This is a genomic window from Parashewanella hymeniacidonis, from assembly GCF_016900895.1.
In the GTDB taxonomy this organism is placed as follows: domain Bacteria; phylum Pseudomonadota; class Gammaproteobacteria; order Enterobacterales; family Shewanellaceae; genus Parashewanella; species Parashewanella hymeniacidonis.
The window spans coordinates 20,779-40,408 of the sequence record NZ_JAFEUN010000030.1 but is presented as its reverse complement, the minus strand read 5'-3'; the positions used below and the strand labels follow the sequence as shown (position 1 = coordinate 40,408).

General features: G+C 39.9%; 8 protein-coding genes and 10 tRNA genes. 7 read left to right on the top strand and 11 right to left on the bottom strand.

The window, feature by feature from the left end; translation table 11 throughout:
- Positions 1-164 precede the first annotated feature (164 nt).
- From JQC92_RS08105 to gltX, 5 genes are all read right to left on the bottom strand, one after another.
- Positions 165-240: transfer RNA gene (locus JQC92_RS08105), tRNA-Glu, on the bottom strand.
- Positions 241-347: 107 nt separating this feature from the next.
- A tRNA-Glu gene (locus tag JQC92_RS08100) sits at positions 348-423 on the bottom strand.
- Between the two features lie 107 nt (positions 424-530).
- Positions 531-606, bottom strand: a tRNA-Glu gene (locus JQC92_RS08095).
- Between the two features lie 23 nt (positions 607-629).
- Positions 630-705, bottom strand: a tRNA-Ala gene (locus tag JQC92_RS08090).
- A gap of 104 nt (positions 706-809) precedes the next feature.
- Positions 810-2,219, bottom strand: a complete 1,410-nt coding sequence (gene gltX / locus JQC92_RS08085; RefSeq protein WP_204999171.1) for a glutamate--tRNA ligase — start codon at positions 2,217-2,219, stop codon at positions 810-812.
- Between the two features lie 241 nt (positions 2,220-2,460).
- Between gltX and JQC92_RS08080 the strand changes: the two genes are divergently transcribed.
- The 6 genes from JQC92_RS08080 to JQC92_RS08055 all read left to right on the top strand — a co-directional run bounded on the left by JQC92_RS08080 (position 2,461) and on the right by JQC92_RS08055 (position 3,117).
- Positions 2,461-2,536, top strand: a tRNA-Val gene (locus tag JQC92_RS08080).
- Positions 2,537-2,587: 51 nt separating this feature from the next.
- A tRNA-Val gene (locus JQC92_RS08075) sits at positions 2,588-2,663 on the top strand.
- Positions 2,664-2,700: 37 nt separating this feature from the next.
- Positions 2,701-2,776 (top strand) — tRNA-Val (locus JQC92_RS08070).
- 32 nt (positions 2,777-2,808) lie between these two features.
- Positions 2,809-2,884, top strand: a tRNA-Val gene (locus tag JQC92_RS08065).
- Between the two features lie 32 nt (positions 2,885-2,916).
- Positions 2,917-2,992 (top strand) — tRNA-Val (locus tag JQC92_RS08060).
- A gap of 49 nt (positions 2,993-3,041) precedes the next feature.
- Positions 3,042-3,117, top strand: a tRNA-Val gene (locus JQC92_RS08055).
- A 146-nt stretch (positions 3,118-3,263) separates the two neighbouring features.
- Here the strand turns inward: JQC92_RS08055 and JQC92_RS08050 are convergent.
- The 5 genes from JQC92_RS08050 to JQC92_RS08030 all read right to left on the bottom strand — a co-directional run bounded on the left by JQC92_RS08050 (position 3,264) and on the right by JQC92_RS08030 (position 17,136).
- The gene (locus JQC92_RS08050) at positions 3,264-6,578 is read right to left on the bottom strand and encodes an immune inhibitor A domain-containing protein (protein WP_204999170.1); all 3,315 of its coding nucleotides are present in this window, start codon (positions 6,576-6,578) and stop codon (positions 3,264-3,266) included.
- Positions 6,579-6,989: 411 nt separating this feature from the next.
- Positions 6,990-9,821 carry an immune inhibitor A domain-containing protein gene (locus tag JQC92_RS08045; protein ID WP_204999169.1) on the bottom strand — a complete coding sequence of 944 codons (2,832 nt, stop codon included), beginning with the start codon at positions 9,819-9,821 and terminating at the stop codon, positions 6,990-6,992.
- 330 nt (positions 9,822-10,151) lie between these two features.
- Positions 10,152-12,248 carry an immune inhibitor A domain-containing protein gene (locus JQC92_RS08040; RefSeq protein WP_204999168.1) on the bottom strand — a complete coding sequence of 699 codons (2,097 nt, stop codon included), beginning with the start codon at positions 12,246-12,248 and terminating at the stop codon, positions 10,152-10,154.
- 538 nt (positions 12,249-12,786) lie between these two features.
- A complete protein-coding gene (locus JQC92_RS08035) occupies positions 12,787-15,945 on the bottom strand; it encodes an efflux RND transporter permease subunit (protein ID WP_204999167.1) in 3,159 nt (1,052 codons plus the stop codon).
- A 15-nt stretch (positions 15,946-15,960) separates the two neighbouring features.
- Complete coding sequence (locus tag JQC92_RS08030) at positions 15,961-17,136, bottom strand: efflux RND transporter periplasmic adaptor subunit (protein WP_204999166.1); 1,176 nt, start codon at positions 17,134-17,136, stop codon at positions 15,961-15,963.
- A 294-nt stretch (positions 17,137-17,430) separates the two neighbouring features.
- Here JQC92_RS08030 and JQC92_RS08025 point away from each other — a divergent pair, with 294 nt between their 5' ends.
- Positions 17,431-18,642 (top strand): MFS transporter, encoded by a 1,212-nt coding sequence (locus JQC92_RS08025; protein WP_204999165.1) that lies wholly within the window; start codon positions 17,431-17,433, stop codon positions 18,640-18,642.
- A 328-nt stretch (positions 18,643-18,970) separates the two neighbouring features.
- Here the strand turns inward: JQC92_RS08025 and maiA are convergent, their stop codons facing one another.
- Positions 18,971-19,621: a maleylacetoacetate isomerase gene (gene maiA, locus JQC92_RS08020; RefSeq protein WP_204999164.1), complete on the bottom strand. Its 651-nt coding sequence runs from the start codon at positions 19,619-19,621 to the stop codon at positions 18,971-18,973.
- Positions 19,622-19,630 lie beyond the last annotated feature (9 nt).

The window sequence follows — 19,630 nt, the reverse complement described above, 5'->3', positions numbered from 1 at the left end:
CGAACCCCTGTTACCGCCGTGAAAGGGCGGTGTCCTAGGCCTCTAGACGAAGGGGACCCTGGACCGATGTTTGATTCATCTCTGAATATTTAATATCAGCTTCTGTAGGCTAAAAGCTGATACTGTAGCGTTAAATGAATATTAAACTCATAAAACACGAAAATTGGTATCCCCTAGGGGATTCGAACCCCTGTTACCGCCGTGAAAGGGCGGTGTCCTAGGCCTCTAGACGAAGGGGACCCTGGACTGATGTTTGATTCATCTCTGAATATTTAATACCAGCTTCTGTAGGCTAAAAGCTGATACCGTAGCGTTAAATGAGTATTAAACTCATAGAACACGAAAATTGGTATCCCCTAGGGGATTCGAACCCCTGTTACCGCCGTGAAAGGGCGGTGTCCTAGGCCTCTAGACGAAGGGGACCCTGGACCGATGTTTGATTCATCTCTGAATATTTAATATCAGCTTCTGTAGGCTAAAAGCTGATACCGTAGCGTTAAATGAATATTAAACTCATAGAACACAAAAATTGGTATCCCCTAGGGGATTCGAACCCCTGTTACCGCCGTGAAAGGGCGGTGTCCTAGGCCTCTAGACGAAGGGGACCCTGGACTTACTTCTAGTCGAAATGGTGGAGCTAGACGGGATCGAACCGTCGACCTCTTGCATGCCATGCAAGCGCTCTCCCAGCTGAGCTATAGCCCCTCACTATTCCAACTACAATCGAACCACTTTATTGGGTAGGCCACCCTGTGTCTCAACTGCGAGGCGCATTCTATGCAGCGTACCCAAAAGTGTCAACTCGTTTTTTACGAATTAAGCCTATTTGCTACAAATTCGACCGCTTTGAGGATTCTTTGCTCGCAACGTTCTTTTCCAATAAGGAAAAGTGTTGTATCAAGACCCGGTGACTGCCCTGCCCCTGTAACCGCTACACGTAAAGGCATACCAACTTTGCCCATACCAACTTCAAGCTCAGCTGCAGTATCTTCGATGACTTGATGCAATGCTTCTGGAGTCCAATCATTTAACTCAGATAATTTTTTATGAGCCAGCTTCAATGGCTCCATGGCAACGCCACGTAAATGTTTTTTCGCAGCCGCTGGATCAAACTCTTCATAGTCTTCATAAAAGTAGCGACTTGAAGCAGCTAACTCTTTTAAAGTTTTCGCTCTTTCTGATAGCGCTGTCACAATTTCTGGCAATGCAGGACCATTTGAAGTATCAATGTTTTGATCCTTCATATGCCATTCTAAATGCTCTGCAACATACTCAGCTGGTAGCGACTTAATATAATGTTGATTCAACCATTGAAGCTTTTCAGTATTAAAAGCAGAAGCAGCCTTGTTAATTGCATCTAAGCTGAAAAGATCTTTCATTTCTGAAATCGAGAAAACTTCTTGATCACCATGTGACCAACCAAGACGAACCAAGTAATTAAGCAGCGCTTCTGGCAAATAACCATCATCACGATACTGCATAACACTCACTGCACCATGACGTTTAGATAGTTTTGCACCATCATCGCCTAAAATCATTGCAACATGAGCGTACTCTGGAATTGGTGCATTCAACGCCTTAAGGATATTAATCTGTTTAGGTGTGTTGTTAATGTGATCTTCACCACGTACAACACAAGTAATCCCCATATCCCAATCATCTACGACTACGCAAAAGTTATATGTTGGCGTACCTTCAGTGCGGGCAATAATAAAATCATCCAACTCAGAGTTAGCAATTTCAATTCGACCACGAACGTGATCGTCAAAAACAACTGTGCCATCAAGCGGGTTTTTAAAACGAACAACATATTCTTCATCTGTTTCGTTTATGTCTTTATCACGACAGCATCCGTCATAGCCTTGACGTTCGCCTTTCGCAGCTTGCTCTTCACGTAGAGCTTCGACTCGCTCGCGTGAACACGTACATTTATAAGCCGTGCCCTCTTCTAACATTTGTTCGATAATTTCGTTATAACGATCGAAACGCTTAGTTTGATAGTAAGGGCCTTCGTCCCATTCTAAACCAATCCATTTCATTCCATCGAGAATCGCATCACAAGCTTCTTGAGTTGAACGTTCAATGTCCGTGTCTTCAACACGAAGAACGAACTCACCATTATTTGCTTTTGCATATAACCAAGAATATAAAGCTGTACGTGCACCACCAACGTGAAGAAAACCAGTTGGGCTTGGAGCAAAACGTGTCTTAACTGTCATAACGGACACTTACCTATATAGATGTACATAATTGTAAAGCAGTGATTTTAACGCCAACGCCGTTTTGTTTCTATATAAAGAAGAAAGAGATTCAATATAAATGAAAAGAAATATAGCTATTTCTTGGGCAAGTTGAATAACTGAGCATCAAAATGAACAAAATTAAGCCGTGCAGTTATTTTTTCGATAAAAAGCGTTGACACTAAAAGCTTGCTCCCTATAATACGGCTCCACACAGCGGGGTCGTTTAGCTCAGCTGGGAGAGCACCTCCCTTACAAGGAGGGGGTCACTGGTTCGAGCCCAGTAACGACCACCATGATTTTTGTAGAATCAATTGCTTTCGCTGTGTAACAATAGAATATTCCCAGGTCGCTTAGCTCAGCTGGGAGAGCACCTCCCTTACAAGGAGGGGGTCACTGGTTCGAGCCCAGTAGCGACCACCATATCTTTTGATATGAATATTCTTAAAAAGTGTTCCCAGGTCGTTTAGCTCAGCTGGGAGAGCACCTCCCTTACAAGGAGGGGGTCACTGGTTCGAGCCCAGTAACGACCACCATATACTTTCTAGGTATTAAAATTAGAATCCCAGGTCGCTTAGCTCAGCTGGGAGAGCACCTCCCTTACAAGGAGGGGGTCACTGGTTCGAGCCCAGTAGCGACCACCATATACTTTCTAGGTATTAAAATTAGAATCCCAGGTCGCTTAGCTCAGCTGGGAGAGCACCTCCCTTACAAGGAGGGGGTCACTGGTTCGAGCCCAGTAGCGACCACCATATCTCTTCAATTGAAGATTAAGAAGTTTTAAACTTCTTACATATCCCAGGTCGCTTAGCTCAGCTGGGAGAGCACCTCCCTTACAAGGAGGGGGTCACTGGTTCGAGCCCAGTAGCGACCACCATACTTTCTCTAAAAATTAAAATCCCTAATTATCAATCCTAACTGAAGTTCGATATTTTCTTAATTTAGAAATATAAGAAAGAAAATACAAAAAACCCCGAGTGCTTGCACCCGAGGTTAGAAGGAATTATGTATTTGGTTAAATATTTAAGACTTGTAGACTCTTCGTCTAAACACACTCAGTCCAGCAAGAATAAATATGCCAATAAGCGACACTGTTCCGCCACCACTTGAATTACTTGCCTTTTCTTCTTCAACGACAGGTGCAGCTTCTGTAACACTGATTTGAACAGTTACTGTTTTCGTATTGCCAATACTATCTGTAGAAGTTAGAACCACATCGTAATTACCTGAATTAACGTAAGTATGAGCAGGAGACAAGTCTGTACTGGATGAGCCATCACCAAAATCCCAGCTATGAATCAAATCCCCTTTTCCCCCTGACGATGTATTCGAAAACTGCACTTGTAATTCAGATGCACTAAAATCGAAGCTTGCCTCTATCTCTGAGAACACATCAACCGTCATTTCAATTGCTTCAGAAGCTTGATCATTTTCATCAGTAACAATAAGGGAAACTTTATATTCTCCAGCTTCTGTATATTGATGAACAGGTGACTTTTCTGTACTTACTTCCCCATCACCAAAGTGCCATTGATAAGTATAATTGCCTTTCCCTAAACTACTTTCATCTGTAAACGTAACTGATAAAAAATTGATTTCAGATGAAAACTGAGCAATTGGCTTTGCATATACATCTATTTGAATACTGTCAGTCGCTGTCTTGCCCTGTATATCTGTCACAGTCAGTGTCAAAGTATACTGGCCTTGCTGAGCATATGAGTGAGAACCTTCTGTCACATTCACAACAGTATCATCACCCAAATCCCATGTTACTGAGGCAATATCTCTAGAGTGAGATACGATATTTGCACCGAAATTAATATTGAGTAAAGCAGTGCTCTGCTCAATATTGAACATTATTTCAGCCAATTCTATGTCTATTGATTTTTCAACAACAAACTCTGCACCCTCTGAATCTGTAACTGTTAATGAAACAGTAAAAGTTCCTTCCTCTTGGTAGGTATGAGTTGGGTTTTGAGTCTCAACGACATCTGAACCATCGCCAAAATTCCACTGATAAGTGTATTCCCCACTACCTCCATTAACTGCCGAAGTGAAAGACACTATTTCAAAGTCTTTTGTTTCTTGAATGTCTGCCCATAAAGCGACATCGGCATCATCAGTTTGTCTCAATAATCGAATACTTGCAGAACTATTATCTTCTTCCTGAGAAGTGACTTCCATTTCAAGCCCAAAAGTTTGAAGGGTCAGACCGCTTTCAGGCTGTGTTGGAGAGGAGTAATCTAGGCTATCATCAAACATTGATATTGCACTTAACTCCGTGTCAGCCCCATTAATTAGAGCAATTTGATCATATAAGCTAAATGCAGCATCTCTGATTTGAAGTGAGGTACCATAATCAGCAATCATTGTTTGATCTGCATCGATCACTCCGATGAAACCTGAACCTGGATGAACAGAGACCTGATTATTTGAAACACCAGTATTTTCTAGCCACATTAAAACTCCAGGAGAATAATGCTCACCAGCCAGACTTGCATCTAACCCACTAAAACTTCTTAGCTCAATTAAATATCGACTCGATGAGTATGGTTTAGTATCTGTTATTCTCAAAAAACCCGAAAGTGAAGCATTACTGATAGTCTCAGCGCCATCAAATAGTATCTCAACGCTGTCAGCTTCAACTTTAATATCATCGATAGCCAGACCGTATTCATTTACAAGTTCATCTGTAATATATACGACGCTCAGGGTAATCGATTGCCCTGCATAACTCGATAAGTCGAAATTCAAATCAACCCAGTTATCCGGTTGCTCTGCACCCGTAATATTTGCAGAGCTTCCTGTAAGGATATTAATAGCGTCATGATATTGACCAGTGGCTTTTGTATGATTTCCTACAATTGCATCACCATTCACCAATATTTGTGCGTAATCGTAATCAAGCTCAATATTCCAATGGGACTTCATACTCAGTTCAATTGATGAAGCATTAGGCAAAGTTACATCAAAAGATAAAGAATGGCTTTTATTGTGCCCTTCCCCTGAGTAGTACTGATAGCTCCCAGTATATGGTGAGGTGAATGCTGCAGGGAGCGGAATCGAAATCTGATTTATTTCATCGTAATTTGTCGCAGTAGCCAGCGAAAAAGTTTGATTGTTGTTTGTTATGCTTGATAAAGGTACCTCTTGCTCACGTACCCAGTTTCCACCAAATTTATTTTGTAAAAAACTCTTAGCATATGGACTAAACCCAGTTGGTGCAGCACCAGCAATTTCACCAGACCAACTACCTCCTGACATCACTGACCAGCTTCCTACAGGCGATCCAGGGCCTTCATTGGTAGTGTCATATTCATCAGGTAAACCGATATCATGACCAAATTCATGAGCACACACACCAGCCGCAGCTGTAATCGGTTGAATAGTGTAATTCGAAATTTTCATGCTTGTGCCGGGAATTGTATATTCACCTACACTCCAACGATGAGACCATAATGCGTCTGTTCCTAGAACTCCACCACCTGACTCTTCACCAATACTCGAGTGAAAAAGCATAATATGATCTATAACACCATCAGCTTCGTTGAAGTCACCATCGTTATCAAAATCGAGTGGATCTTCAATATCATAACTTTGTAATTCTTCTTCTGTCATTCCCTCAACAGCTAGAGTTACCGCTTCTTTCACTAACTCTCTTGGTTTTGCACTGCGACCACCACTCTCATTATTACCGTAATAAGCAGCATTCTCACTTGCTGTGACCCACCCTCTTACTTCACCGGTGAAGTTATAAGTTTGACCAGAAACGGTTTTAAAGTATTGGTAAGTTGATAACAAGTTTTCGCTATTTGGGCCTGTAAAGCCTGTCTCAGAAAAGAGTAGATCTTGGTAATGCTCTCTAGGATATACAGGATAAAACATATCACTGTCACCAGCACTTAATCGATTATCGTCAAATGGTAAATCGGGAAAATCAACTAAAACACCTAATACCTTAACGGTTGTTTGATTCACAAACTCGCCAGAGGCTGAGTTAAGATATCGAGGAATCTTATTTTGAAGTAAGCGATTTTGTTTATTTTTTTGAATTCGCTTGTTATTCGCAGTGATTTCTTCAGAAGATAAGTGGGCATGAGATGTATTCTTTACATCACCAATAAACTCTTTGGCTGCAGCCTTTTTCTGTTCTTGAGTTGCTAATGGGGACAATTCTCCCCGTTTAATCATCCAATAGATAATTTGCTGCTCATTAATTAATGCCGCATCACTATCACTTTTCATTGTAATACTCGTTTTAGCCATTAATTCATTAGCTAAAAAACTTGAACACACCCCTAGTGAAACCACGACAACTTTTTTTAAAAATTTTTCCATGTGATTATTCTTCTTTGTATGAAGTTAATATTTTGAAGCTTTCATCTAAAGCCATTAAGAATAAAGCAAAGTAATATTAACATCTACACAACATATGTAATACTAAAGTTTAATGCTAGAGAATTGACGAAGAGTAAAAATTATCCCTTGAGTAGAAAGCTTGTACTAGTTAATTTGAAATGAGAGTAATTACAGTGGCTAAAAGGCACTTCTTAGACATATTCTATCAAGACTGACTCGAATTCAGGATAATGAAAACAATAACACTTTGTGTAGTGAATATATAATTTTAAACTTGACCTACAAAGAAGTTAATTATGTTTCAGTTTAGGTATTTCAGCTCGTAATAGTGAATCTATTTCGAGCTAAAATAACGAAATTGCATCAGTTATTGTTTATTTCGAATTAAGGTTAACGACTCTTCCGTTTCATTCTCAGACCAAGAAGCAGCATCAAACTATAGAAAGAAAAAGTACCTCCAGAGCTTCCTGAATTATTATCCGGCGAGACAGTCGTGTCTGTAACATTAACAGTAACTGATTTACTAACACTCTTCGTACTGTTTTCTTCATCTGTAACTAATAGAGTTACCTGATAAGTACCTGCTCTATTATAAGTATGATTCGGAGATTGTTGTGTGCTGATATTACCATCACCGAAACCCCACTCATACCTTACTTCTCCCTTACCGCCAGCAGAGTTATTAGTGAAAATTACGGCTAAATTATTGACTGATTGAGAAAAGGCCGCTGTAATCGGTAAATACACCTCTACATTTTCTGAAACAGATTCGGTTCTGTTTTCTGAATCCGTGATGGTCAATGTAACTCCATAGTTACCAGCAGTTTGATATGAGTGTGTTGGAGATATTTCCGTGGACGTACTACCATCACCGAAATTCCACTCAAACTGATACTCACCACTGCCACCATTAGCATTACTTGTAAAGTTAACAACATTGAACTCTATTTCAGAACTGAATGATGCTTGTATCTCTCTGACTTCCGGAGTCGAGGATGTGCTGCGATTTATTCGAATAGTTGCACTACTGCTATCTTGAGCTTGGTCAACTACTTCAATACTGATACCTAGACTTCTCAACACCATGCCACTTTCTGATTGAGTAGGTGCAGAATAATCCTGACTATCATCGAACTTAGAGTTATGCAATAGATGGCTGTCTAAACCACCTAAATACGAAGACTGGTCATATAAGCTGAATGTGGCATCACGAACTTGCGATGGTGATTTAAGGTCACTAATCAGATTTTGATCAGCATCAACAACACCAATTAAACTTCGTCCTGCATGATCCGAAACATTATTATCAGATTCATTAAAATTTTCTAACCAAATCAACACACCAGGTACGTAGCTTTCGCTCTGAAGCCCAGCATCAAGACCTTGATGGTTTCTTAATTGAACAATATAACGAGATGCTTTGCCTGGCTTAGTATCACCCGTCCTAACAAAGCCACTGAGGTTTACATTGCCTAATTCTTCAGCATTATTAGACAAAACTGTTTCACCTTCAGCTGTTACGAGCACTTCATCAGCCACAAAACCATACTCTCCAACAGCTTGATCTGTTGCATAAGAAATACTGATTGTGACGTTACGTCCAGCATAAGCACTTAGGTCAAACTCTAAATTAACCCAGTTATTCTCACCTTCTGATGAAGGAATATCTGCTGAATCACCAGTAATGATGTTACGAGCATTATTAGTAATATTTGTCGCTTTAGTATGATTACCAGAAACTGAGACGCCATCAACTTTAATCTGTACAAAATCAAAATCTGTCTCGATATTCCAATGAGCTTTCATCTTAAGTAATAAATTACTTTCACTAGGTAAATCCACATCAAAAGACATCGCATTATTAATTAAATGCCCTTCACCAGAATAATATTGATAGTCTCCGGCATATGGTTCTTTAAAACTGATCGCTTGAGGTGGCAACGGTAAGGAGATTTGATTGATTGCGTCACTATTTGTCGCACTATTAATTTGAACATCTCTTGGTGTGTTGGCAACAGAATCTAATAGAATTACTTGCTCCTTAACCCAGTTACCACCAAACTTGTTTTGGAGATAACTACGTGCATAAGGACTAAAACCTGTCGGCTTTGCACCAGGAATAACCCCTGCCCAGCTTCCCCCGGACATGATTGACCAAGAGCCAACTGGAGAGCCTTTCCCTTTGCTACTCGCAGTATCATATTCATCTGGTAACCCAAGGTCATGACCAAATTCGTGAGCACAAACACCGGCAGCAGCATCAATAGGTTGAACAGTGTAACCAAATGCTTTCATCGAAGTACCAGGAATAGAGTAGCCGTTTGTACTTGAATCAACAAAAAAGCGATGTGACCAAATTGCATCACCTCCAATTACTCCACCACCAGCTTCCTCACCAACACTAGAATGGAATAACATAATGTGGTCAATAATCCCGTCACTTTCGTTTAAGTTACCGTCACCATCGATGTCATAAGGGTCTTCGATATCGTAACTCTGCAATTCATCAGTACTCATGTCTGCAACTGCAGCAGTTACCGCTTCTTTTACTAACTCACCAACAGCTTTATCGTTGTCATTTCGATCTGGATCATTTTCACCATAATATGCAGCATTTTGGCTTGCGGTGTACCAACCTTTAACGTCGCCAGTGAAGTTAAAAGTTTCTCCCGAAGCTTGCTGGAAGTACTGATGAGCTGATAATAAGTTCTGCCCACTAGGTCCCACAAAGCCCGTTTCTGCAAACAGTAGTCCACGATAATGCTCGGCAGTATAGTTATCGTAGTACATTGCAGTATCAGAACTAGAAAGTCGGTTGTTATTATGAGGTAAATCAGGAAAGTCGACTAACACTCCCAAAACTTTAACAGTGGTTTGCTTTGGAGCTGCTTCAGTAAAACTCAGAGAACGAGCAAATAGTGGTTGCTTTTTAGGTGCATTTAATCGCTTCTGTTCTGCTTTCAAAGCTAGAGCAGGATAACTATCCTTTGATTGAGAAGAAGTTTTTGATAAATACGCTTCTAACGCAGCTTGTTTTTCAACCTCAGAAGCATCTTTAGAAATAACACCACGTTTTTCTAACCAATATAAAATCCGCTCTTGGTTTACAACACCAGCATCGGCAAGGTTTTGCTTAATAGGTTTAGCTACCACATTAAACCCTAATGCTAATAAACCTGCACCACACACAATCGCTAATTTTGTCTTTTGTAATTTTTCCATAGATAAACCTTCGGTACTTCAAATATCCGCAATGCGGCTACTTACCAGTGATAAATGTTAATTTTAATTACAGTAAAAGTTCTTTATGTAAAAAAAAGATTGTACCACAGTAAAAAAATCTGAAATAAGTGTAAATAGGTTATTTCCTATAGAATATATAAAACTAAATTCCGGTGTTTATTTTCAAAAAGTTAACAGCTTATAATTTGTTTGCATAAGAACTTTAACTTTATACATTGAATATGTTAACTCGATGAGATGAATGAAAAAAACTCAAAACCGATTTAAATTAAACATCGATTTTGAGTTTTAATGAGAAAGTTGGCTTTATTACGATCTTACTAAAATCCTTTTCCTCATAATTAATATCAGTAACAAGTAGAAGATATTAACTGCGCCTCCTGAATTACTACTCGACTTTACATCGTTTTCAGAATCTGGCTGACTCGGATTAGAGCTAACTGTTACTGTTCTTGTAACATTTATAGAATCATTATTTGAATCTGTAATAGTGACCGAAACTGTATAATTTCCGTCTGAAGTATAAATATGGGTAGGAGATACTTCAGAGCTTGTATTTCCGTCTCCGAAGTTCCATGCGTAACTATAACCTCCACTCCCTCCGGATACGTTTGCAGTAAACGCAATTGAACCATCGGACTGGAGTAAGGTACTAATAGAGGCTCTATACCCACCTTCGTTGGTCACACCTTCACGAATGATCCTTAAACGTGCTGTTGAGTTATCGGTAGCTTGTTCAACAACGCTAATACTTAACCCATGGTTTACGAGTGATATTCCTGCTTGCGGCTTCGAACTAGCAGAATAATTTTCGCTATCTCGAAAACTCGACTTATGATTTAAATGTCGATCTCCTACATACGACGATTGATCGTACAAACTAAAAGCTGCGTCTCTTACTTGAACACGAGTTTTATCACTTCCAATAAGGCTTTGATCCGCATCAATCACACCAATCATTGGCTTACCTGGACGACTTTGTACTCGATTATTTGTTTGATTGGTATCATGCTGCCAAATAAGCACTCCAGGTTCATACTTACGCGTGGATAACCCGACATCAATACCCGTTTTACTTCGTAGCTGAATCAAGTACTTTCTCGGTTTTGACTCACCGTTAGCCAATGGCAAAGTAATGGAGAGCTGGTTAACTTCATTGATGTTCACCGCTTCATTCAACACAAAATCCATTGCTGTTTCAGAGAGTGATGAAAAATCGATTTCTTGTTCTCTAACCCAATTACCTTGAAATTTCTCTTGTAACTTATTTCTAGCGAGTGGACTAAAACCGGTTGGAGCCGTTCCTTGAGGGTTTCCGGTCCACGTTCCTTGCCCCATCAAAGACCAGTAGCCGATGGGCGCACCAACGATACTTGTAGAACTACTCGTATCATACTCATCGACTAATCCGAGCTCGTGCCCAAATTCATGGGCCGCTAAACCAACAGTGGCATCAATGGATTGAATCGTGTAGTTATACACTTTCTTTGATGTGCCAGGTAAAGCTTTACCTCGGCTCGAGCCTTGAACTACAAAGCGGTGTGACCAAATCGCATTTACACCTAAATCACCACCTCCTGCTTCTTGCCCGATGCTGGAGTGATAAATCATCGTGTGGTCAATAATGCCATCAGGCTCTGAATAGTTACCATCTCGATCAATATCATAAGGATCTTCACGGTCATATTCAGCCAACTCTGATGCAGACATCGCTGCAGCAGCCTGTGATGCAGCCTCAAAGACTAAATCCGGTACTCTTGAATCATTGGAGCTTCCGTTTGGTGCACCATAGTAAGCCGCATTATTCTCTGCTCGAAACCAACCTTTTACCGTTCCTGTAAATTTAAACGTGCCACCTGATGCCATATTATAATGTTGATAAACTGATCTTAGAGTTTGCCCGCTAGGGCCTCTATAACCTGTTTTTGAAAACATCATATTCATATAGTGGCTTACTGGATAACTGCTGTAATACATTTGTGTATCACTGCGTTCAATTTGGTCACCATCGTATCTGTAATCTGGGAAATCAATTAGAATGGCCAGTACTTTCACTGTCGTTACTTGTGAAGCGCTTGCATTTGAAGCTCCCACACCAGAAACATTTTGAACACTTTTATTGATATTACGCTTATGTTTGTATGGTTCAGGAAGGTCATCGATAATGTTATTATTCTTGATGACGTTTTCTTGATTAAGGTATCGTGTTATTGCAGCATCTCTTTCTTCTACAGAGGACTCTTTAGACAGTGCACCCCGCTTTTTTAACCAATACTGAATTCTTTCTTCATCAATCAAGGCCATATCTGAAGGCGTTGGTTGTAGTTCAGCTGCGGTTATCACACAACTGAAGATAGACGAAAAAAAAACAGCCGAATACTTCTGCCTTACTACTCTGCTAGACATAACTCATTCATCCTTGAATTACTTGTAAATCCATTTAGCAAATCAAATCGAGTGATAAGGTGAATGACAAAATTAGGCCTATACCTTTTACCAACACTCGACATCAGTTTCTATGTCATCAAAGGACCACCTGAGCTCATAATTTCATCGGTACAAGGCACCATAAATGTAGTACCGACTTTACTTCTAAATTTTGAGGTTTTGGTCTTTTGAGTGGCAGTTCTTAATTGTTATGAAGCAGTAAATGAAATGAGCATGCATGGCATATATCCGTATTAAATTCGAAAACAGCCTTTAATGAATCAATCAGCTGAATACCATTACTAAATTGATGATAATCAGCTTTTAAATGAGTTCATCTACACATCAACCATTTAGCTTTGGCTTGCAGAAAATCAGAACTACTGATGTTTAAATATAGACCAATAAATAGACTATGGTATTAGTAGATAGGAATTAACTATTTTTTGATAATAAAGGACGAATTAAAGACATAAAAAAGGAGGCCGAAGCCCCCTATGTTTAATAAAAGTTTAATTTAGTTTGCCACTGAAGGCTGGCTTCCAAATAAACCTCTAAATTTAGTTCTAATGTCCTCGATCATTAAATAAATACAAGGAATTAATACTAAAGTAACAATCGTTGCGAATAACACACCAAAACCGAGCGACACAGCCATAGGAATAACCATCTTCGCTTGCATACTGGTTTCAAGGATGATCGGAGTTACACCAATAAATGTCGTCAGGGACGTTAATAAAATCGCTCTAAAGCGTCGACCACCCGCTTCAATCACTGCGGCTTTCAAAGGCGTTCCTTGCTTTCTCGAGTTATTAATGTAATCCACCATCACCAGTGAATCATTCACCACAACACCTGCTGCGGCAATGATGCCAAATAATGACAAGACACTTAAATCAATACCTAGGATCATATGCCCTAAAACAGAGCCCACGATGCCAAATGGAATCACTGACATAATCATAAACGGTTGTGAATATGACTTAAGTGGGATCGCCAGTAAGCTGTATATAACAAGTAGTGAAATCAAGAAGTCTCTCATTTGAGTATTGGTGCTATCCAATTGCTCTTGAATACTACCGGCTAACTGGCTTTGAACTCTTGGATACTTGCTCAGTAATTCAGGCAGGTAATTATCACGAATGTCTTTTGCAACTACAAACGGCTCAGCTTGTTCAGCATCAATCGATGCCCAAACATTGATAGTACGATTACCATTTTCACGACGAATGCGATTTACACCGTCGACCAATTTAATATTGGCAACCTCAGAAAGCGGTACTTCATTTCCTGATCGTGTTTTTATCAATAAATCTGGAACTTGTGCTAAAGAATTACGTTCATGTTCTGGATAGCGAATCATCACTTTAAGTTCTTCACCATCTCGGATGATACGTTGTGCTTCATAACCATAAAACGAATAACTTGCCTGTGATGCAATATCACGCAACGATAGTCCAAGTGCATGAGCTTGAGGCTTTAACTCAAACTGAATTTCCTTAGTGCTACTTTGACGACTGTCGTTAACGTCACCCAAGCCTTTTAAGCTTTGAAGTTTCGCTTTAAGTTCTTTAGCAGCTTCAACTAATTGTTGCTCATCCTTTCCTTCTAAGCGGAAAGAAATATCGCCATCATCACGACCACCACCAAAAAGACTATCCTGAACCGTCAACGTCTTCATTCCTGGAATCGTTGGAAATGCATTTCGCCACATATCAGCAACAGCAAAAGTGCCCATTGGTCTTAATTCAGGATCAACGAGTTTGGTGCTAATTAATGCGTCAGTTCTTCCTTGTAAACGCACCTGAATATCGGATAGCATTTTTTGGCCATACTCTTTCTCGATTTCATTATCGATTCTCAGCAGCGTATCTTTTATCGCTAGTGCGCCTGCAAGCGTTGCCTTTTCTGACGCATCAACCTTCATTTCAAGAGTAATACGTGGGAAATCCTGAGGAATTTTAGGTTGACCAACAAAACGAACAAAGCCGCCAGCGTATAGCCCGGCACAAACAATTAAGAAGCCGATAAATGCCATGATCACTGAGTATCGATATTTCACCGCTACCGTTAAGAATGGCAAATAACGATTTCGAATGAAGCCTTTTAATGTTGAATCAACCTTACCTTGTACAGCGTTAACACCACGACGAAGATAATCTAATGGATTTTTTGATCCCGGTTGAATGACTTTTGGTTGTTTCATTCTCGCTAAGTGAGCAGGCAAAATGAGCTTTGATTCAATTAACGAAAAGACCAAACAAAGTATGACTACAAAACCAATCGCTTGCCCGAATGCAGCTGAAGGTCCAGTATCCAGTGTTATCGGTAGGAAAGCGGCTATCGTTGTCAGGACACCGAAAGTCGCAGGCATTGCGACCTTTTTAACACCTCGAATAACATTATCAATCGAGTGCCCTTTTTCTTCGGTTTCTGCATGAGCACTTTCTCCCATCACAATGGCATCGTCGACCACAATACCGAGCACCAAAATAAAGGCAAACAAACTGATCACATTAATGGTTACATCAATCATGCCTAACGGCATAAGTAATAACGTACCTAAGAAACAAACTGGTAGACCAACCATTACCCAAAACGCTAAACGTACCCGAAGGAACAACGCTAACATCATGAAAACAAGAACAGCACCCGTTTTCATACTATCTAGCATTAAGTCCAGACGACCTTGAAGGTAATATGTCATGTCTACCCAAGGCTCGATCTTTACACCTTGAGGAAGTACTTTTTGCTTTTCATCTAAATAATTACCGACGACTTTTGCGACATCAGTAATCGATTGATCACTTGAGGCTTTAACAGAGAAAGTAACTGCATTTTCACCATTAAATTTTGAGTAACGAATGCCTTCTTCGAAACCATCATTTACATTCGCAATGTCGCCTAGCTTAATATTGGTGCCATCAATCAGTGTTATTAATGGTATTTTGTCGTACTCATAACCTTTATAAGCTTGGTTTTCGACACGTAAGTTGATATAGCCATTTTCAGTGCGAATTTGGCCCGCTGACATATTCTGAGAATAATTTGTTACCGCATTAGCAACATCAGCAAAGCTCAGCCCATATTCACGCAGTTTATCTTTGCTCACCTCAATTGAAATTTCATAGCCCAAACCACTGTAAAACTCTGAAATATTAACCAGTGGTAACTGTAATATTTCATCATGTATTTTATGGCCCAAGTCTTTAAGCTGCCGCTGAGAAAGATCACCGTATAAACTAATGTACATCACTTCTTGCTCGTATTTACTACGAACAACTTGAGGTGGCTCCATAGATGCTGGAAAAGTAGAGATGGTATCAATCGCTGACTTAACTTCTTCAAGTACGACCTGTGGATCATACGTTTCATCAATCTCAAACCAACCGTTTGAAGAACCACGGTTTGAATAAGTAATGATACGCTTTAACCCTTGAACAGATTCAAGTGCATCCTCAACTTTAATAGTAATGCCTTCTTCTACTTCCTGAGGTGCAGCTCCAGGGTAACCAGCATTGAATTGCAGCCAATTATCTTCGACCGCAGGGAAAAACTGCTTTCGAATCGTCCCAGCAGTGAGTAAACCACCGATCAAAATGATGATCATGAGTAAGTTTGCCGCAACAGGGTTTCGAGCAAACCAGGCAATTAAACCTTTGTTAGTATCTATCATTAGGTATCCCTACTCTTAGTCCTGTTCAGCTTCTTCGGCATCTTCTACTGGTTCAGGTTTCTTTTTATCACCTGGCAGTGCAAGTGCCATGCCTTCTAATGGATAATCGAGTGCAGACACAATAAGCTTATCTCCGGCTTGTAAGCCTTCAGAAATAATCGCTTGTTTGCCTCGTTCACGCAGAATCGATACTGGTTTTAACTTCAGTAGTTGGTCATCACCTAAAACAGAAACATTGCCTTCGACAACTAAATGGCGCGGAACAATAACAACTTTCCCGGCTTTATCACCAGTAATAGAGGCGGTTACATATGAACCAAATTTAAGAACAGGTTTGTCAGAGTTAATACCGTAAGGGTCGACAACCTGAGCCACTAAATACGTCATGCGACTATTACTATCAACAACCCCTTCTGAACGTATGATCTTTCCTTGCCAAGATTGTGCTTTGCCAGCTAAATTGGTCTGGATGGTGACTTCAGCGTTTTTGCCAGAGCGCTCCAAATAAGCCAGTTCTTTATCTGCAACAGGTAATCTGACTTCTGCAGTATCCACACTGATGGTTTTACCTAAAGTAGTACCTGTGTTTACGTATGAGCCTAAACCAATATTACGAGCTTCAACTAACGCATCATAAGGCGCTCGAATGACAGTACGTTCAACATTTCTTTTTGCACGTTTTAACCCAGCTTCTGCTGATTTTAAACGTGCAATTTCTTGCGCAAGCTGGGGTTTACGTAAGCTCAACTCTGTTGGCTTACCCTGTGAGATCTGAGCCCATTCTCTTTCTGCAACTTTACCTTGCGCTTTCTCTTGCACGAGTGTTGATTGTGCATTGGCTACCGAAGCTTCAGCTTCAATAAGTGCAGCCTCATAATCACTTGGGTCGATTTTTGCAAGTATGTCACCTTTGCGTACAAATCCACCTCGAACAAAAGCATCAGACACATGTAAAATTTGACCAGAAACCTGAGCAACTAACTCTGTTTCATATTTACCTGTTACAACACCGTAAGAGTTAATAGTGTGGGTATAATCAATTGGTTGCACCTGCTCTACTGTTACCACGGGACGATTATCGACTTCTGGCTTTTCTGCTGGCGGCTTTTTCATTGAAGCAAAACCGATCGCAATTAAAATGGCGCCGGTTAATACTGCAACTGGTAAAAATATTTGTTTCTTAGTTGCCACACGAGTGTCCTCTTTTATGCTCCCTTCGGGATATTTTTAATTTTAATCACTCTGATGAGTTCAGCGTTCCGTTGCGACTCAACAGTAAGAGTAATTTTATTGTGGATATGATAATCAATATCTGTGAACAAAGATGTCTCTAATTGTTACTGATTGTGTCAATAATTTTATCCCAAGGTGAGTTACGAAATGATGTCAACTTCAAAGCATTAAAGTTATTTTATAAACTTTTATATTTACTTATTAAAATTAAAGATTAAGATATAATCCAGAGAGATAAAATAAGAAGCTAAAATGAAAAGCGAAATAAGCACTCAAGCAAACAGTATTCTCGGCGTAACCCTATTGGTTACGCTGTTAAGCGTGGCAGGTATTGCCCTTCCTTACCCTATACTTGCGCCTTTATTTGAAGAAGGGTTGAGTCCGCTCACTCATTTTATGTCATTACCTAAAGAGCTGTTATTTGGTATCGTCATTGGCATTTACCCTTTAGGGGTAATTATTGGCTCAAGTTTCATTGGTGCTTTATCTGATAGACAAGGACGAAAACGAGTACTCACGGTCACCATGCTCGGCAGCTCAATCAGCTATGTATTAACAGCAATGGCCGTTTATAAGGGTGACTACCTTTTATTCTGTTTGTCTCGATTTATTACAGGCTTGCTGGAAGGTAACGTAGCCATCGCTCGAGCTATTGCCATCGATTTACATCCTACAATTCATAAAACTAAGAGTTTATCTTGGATAAGCGCAATGGGATTTGGCGGTTACTTGGTAGGTCCTCTTGCAGGAGGGCAATTAGCATCTCAAGGTATCGATGTAGTATTCCTATGGGCAGCTCTTGCTTGTTTTATTGCTACTGCGTGCTGTTACTTCTTGTTACCCGACACCTTAAATCGTTCTGTTAAGAATGCAGAAAAAGGATCCAGTCTAATTCTGCTAAAAGAAGCGCCTCTGAGACGATTCTTTTTAATCTATTTCTTATTGATGCTTGGCATAAATATTTATTACGAATTTTATCCTGTCTGGCTGGTAGAAAAATTATCTTACGACCCTTCAAGTATCGGTTGGGCAACCGTATTTATTACCAGTTGTATGTTGATTCAGAGCACACTATTAAATCCTAAGTTACAAGAAAAAGTAACAACAGCTAAAGGGAGTTTAATCGGTATGTCATTTGTTGCGTCAGGGTTATTTATCATGCCTCTCATTGAGCAAAGTTGGTTTTGGGCTTCTTTTGCTTTAATCGGAATGGGTGTTGCGATTTATAATGGATTTCTCACCAGTTATATTTCAACTGCCTATGAAGATCGAGCCCAAGGAAGCTTAATGGGCATGATGGTAACCATATTTTGCGTAGGAAACCTAGCTGCGGCTGCCATTGGCACGTTATTACTGTTGATTAAAGTTGATTACACATTAATTTTTGCTTCTTTATCTGTCATATTAGCCTGTTTAATGTTTTATCGAGGTCACTACAAATTAACACTTTGGGGCGACAAATAATTATCTTTAGAGCACGATAGTATCGCTTCCTGATCAACTGATTAGGAAGCGAAAAACGCCAAGGAACTATCCCATGATAACTTCTCTGGTTTGCTGTTATTTAGTTTTAACTTCTACCAGGCGGAGAAGGTGTAGTGTAGTGACTCTACATGAGCCTTTGACAACGCAGTAGAAGCAAAAACTAAATTCAGCCCAAAGGGTTACGCTTAAAAATTGTCACTCTCTGCGTTACTCATCATTTATTTAGAATCACTAAACATCATTCTTCATGCCTTGATAGTGACAATTTTAAGCAGTAACAAATCAAGAAGTTATTTCGGGACAGTTCCTAAACTGCATCATGTTGATTTTCTGGCAATGCTTTATCGAATGCCTCAAGTTTATGGCACTCATTCCAAATGCGCTCTATGTTTGGGTAATCAGCCAAAGGCACATTAAATCGCTTCGCATTATAGATTTGTGGAATCAAACAAATATCAGCTAGGGTTACTTCGTTACCAAAACAATATTTACCACTGTGTGTCTCTAGCATTGACTCCAAAGCATGGAACCCTTTATGAACCCAGTGGTGATACCAGGAATTTTTAGCATCGTTATCGACATTCAATTCATTAGACAAATACTGAAGAATGCTTAAGTTATTTAAAGGGTGAACATCACAAGCCACCAGCAAGGCCATACTTCTCACTATCGCTTTATCTGCATGAGCTTTGGGTAATAAAGTGACATTCGGATATGCATCGTCAAGAAAATCTAAAATTGCTAATGATTGTGTCAGTTTAAACGGTTTCCCATCTAATTCTGTTACTAATGTCGGTACCAATTCTTGGGCATTCAGTTCGCTATATTCAGAAGTGTGTTGCTGACCACCATCTTTAACCAAATGCACTGAAATATGTTCAGCATCAAGTGCTTTTAAATTAAGTGCGATTCGAACACGATAAGCCGCACTTGAACGCCAATAACCATAAAGTTTCATTATATTCTC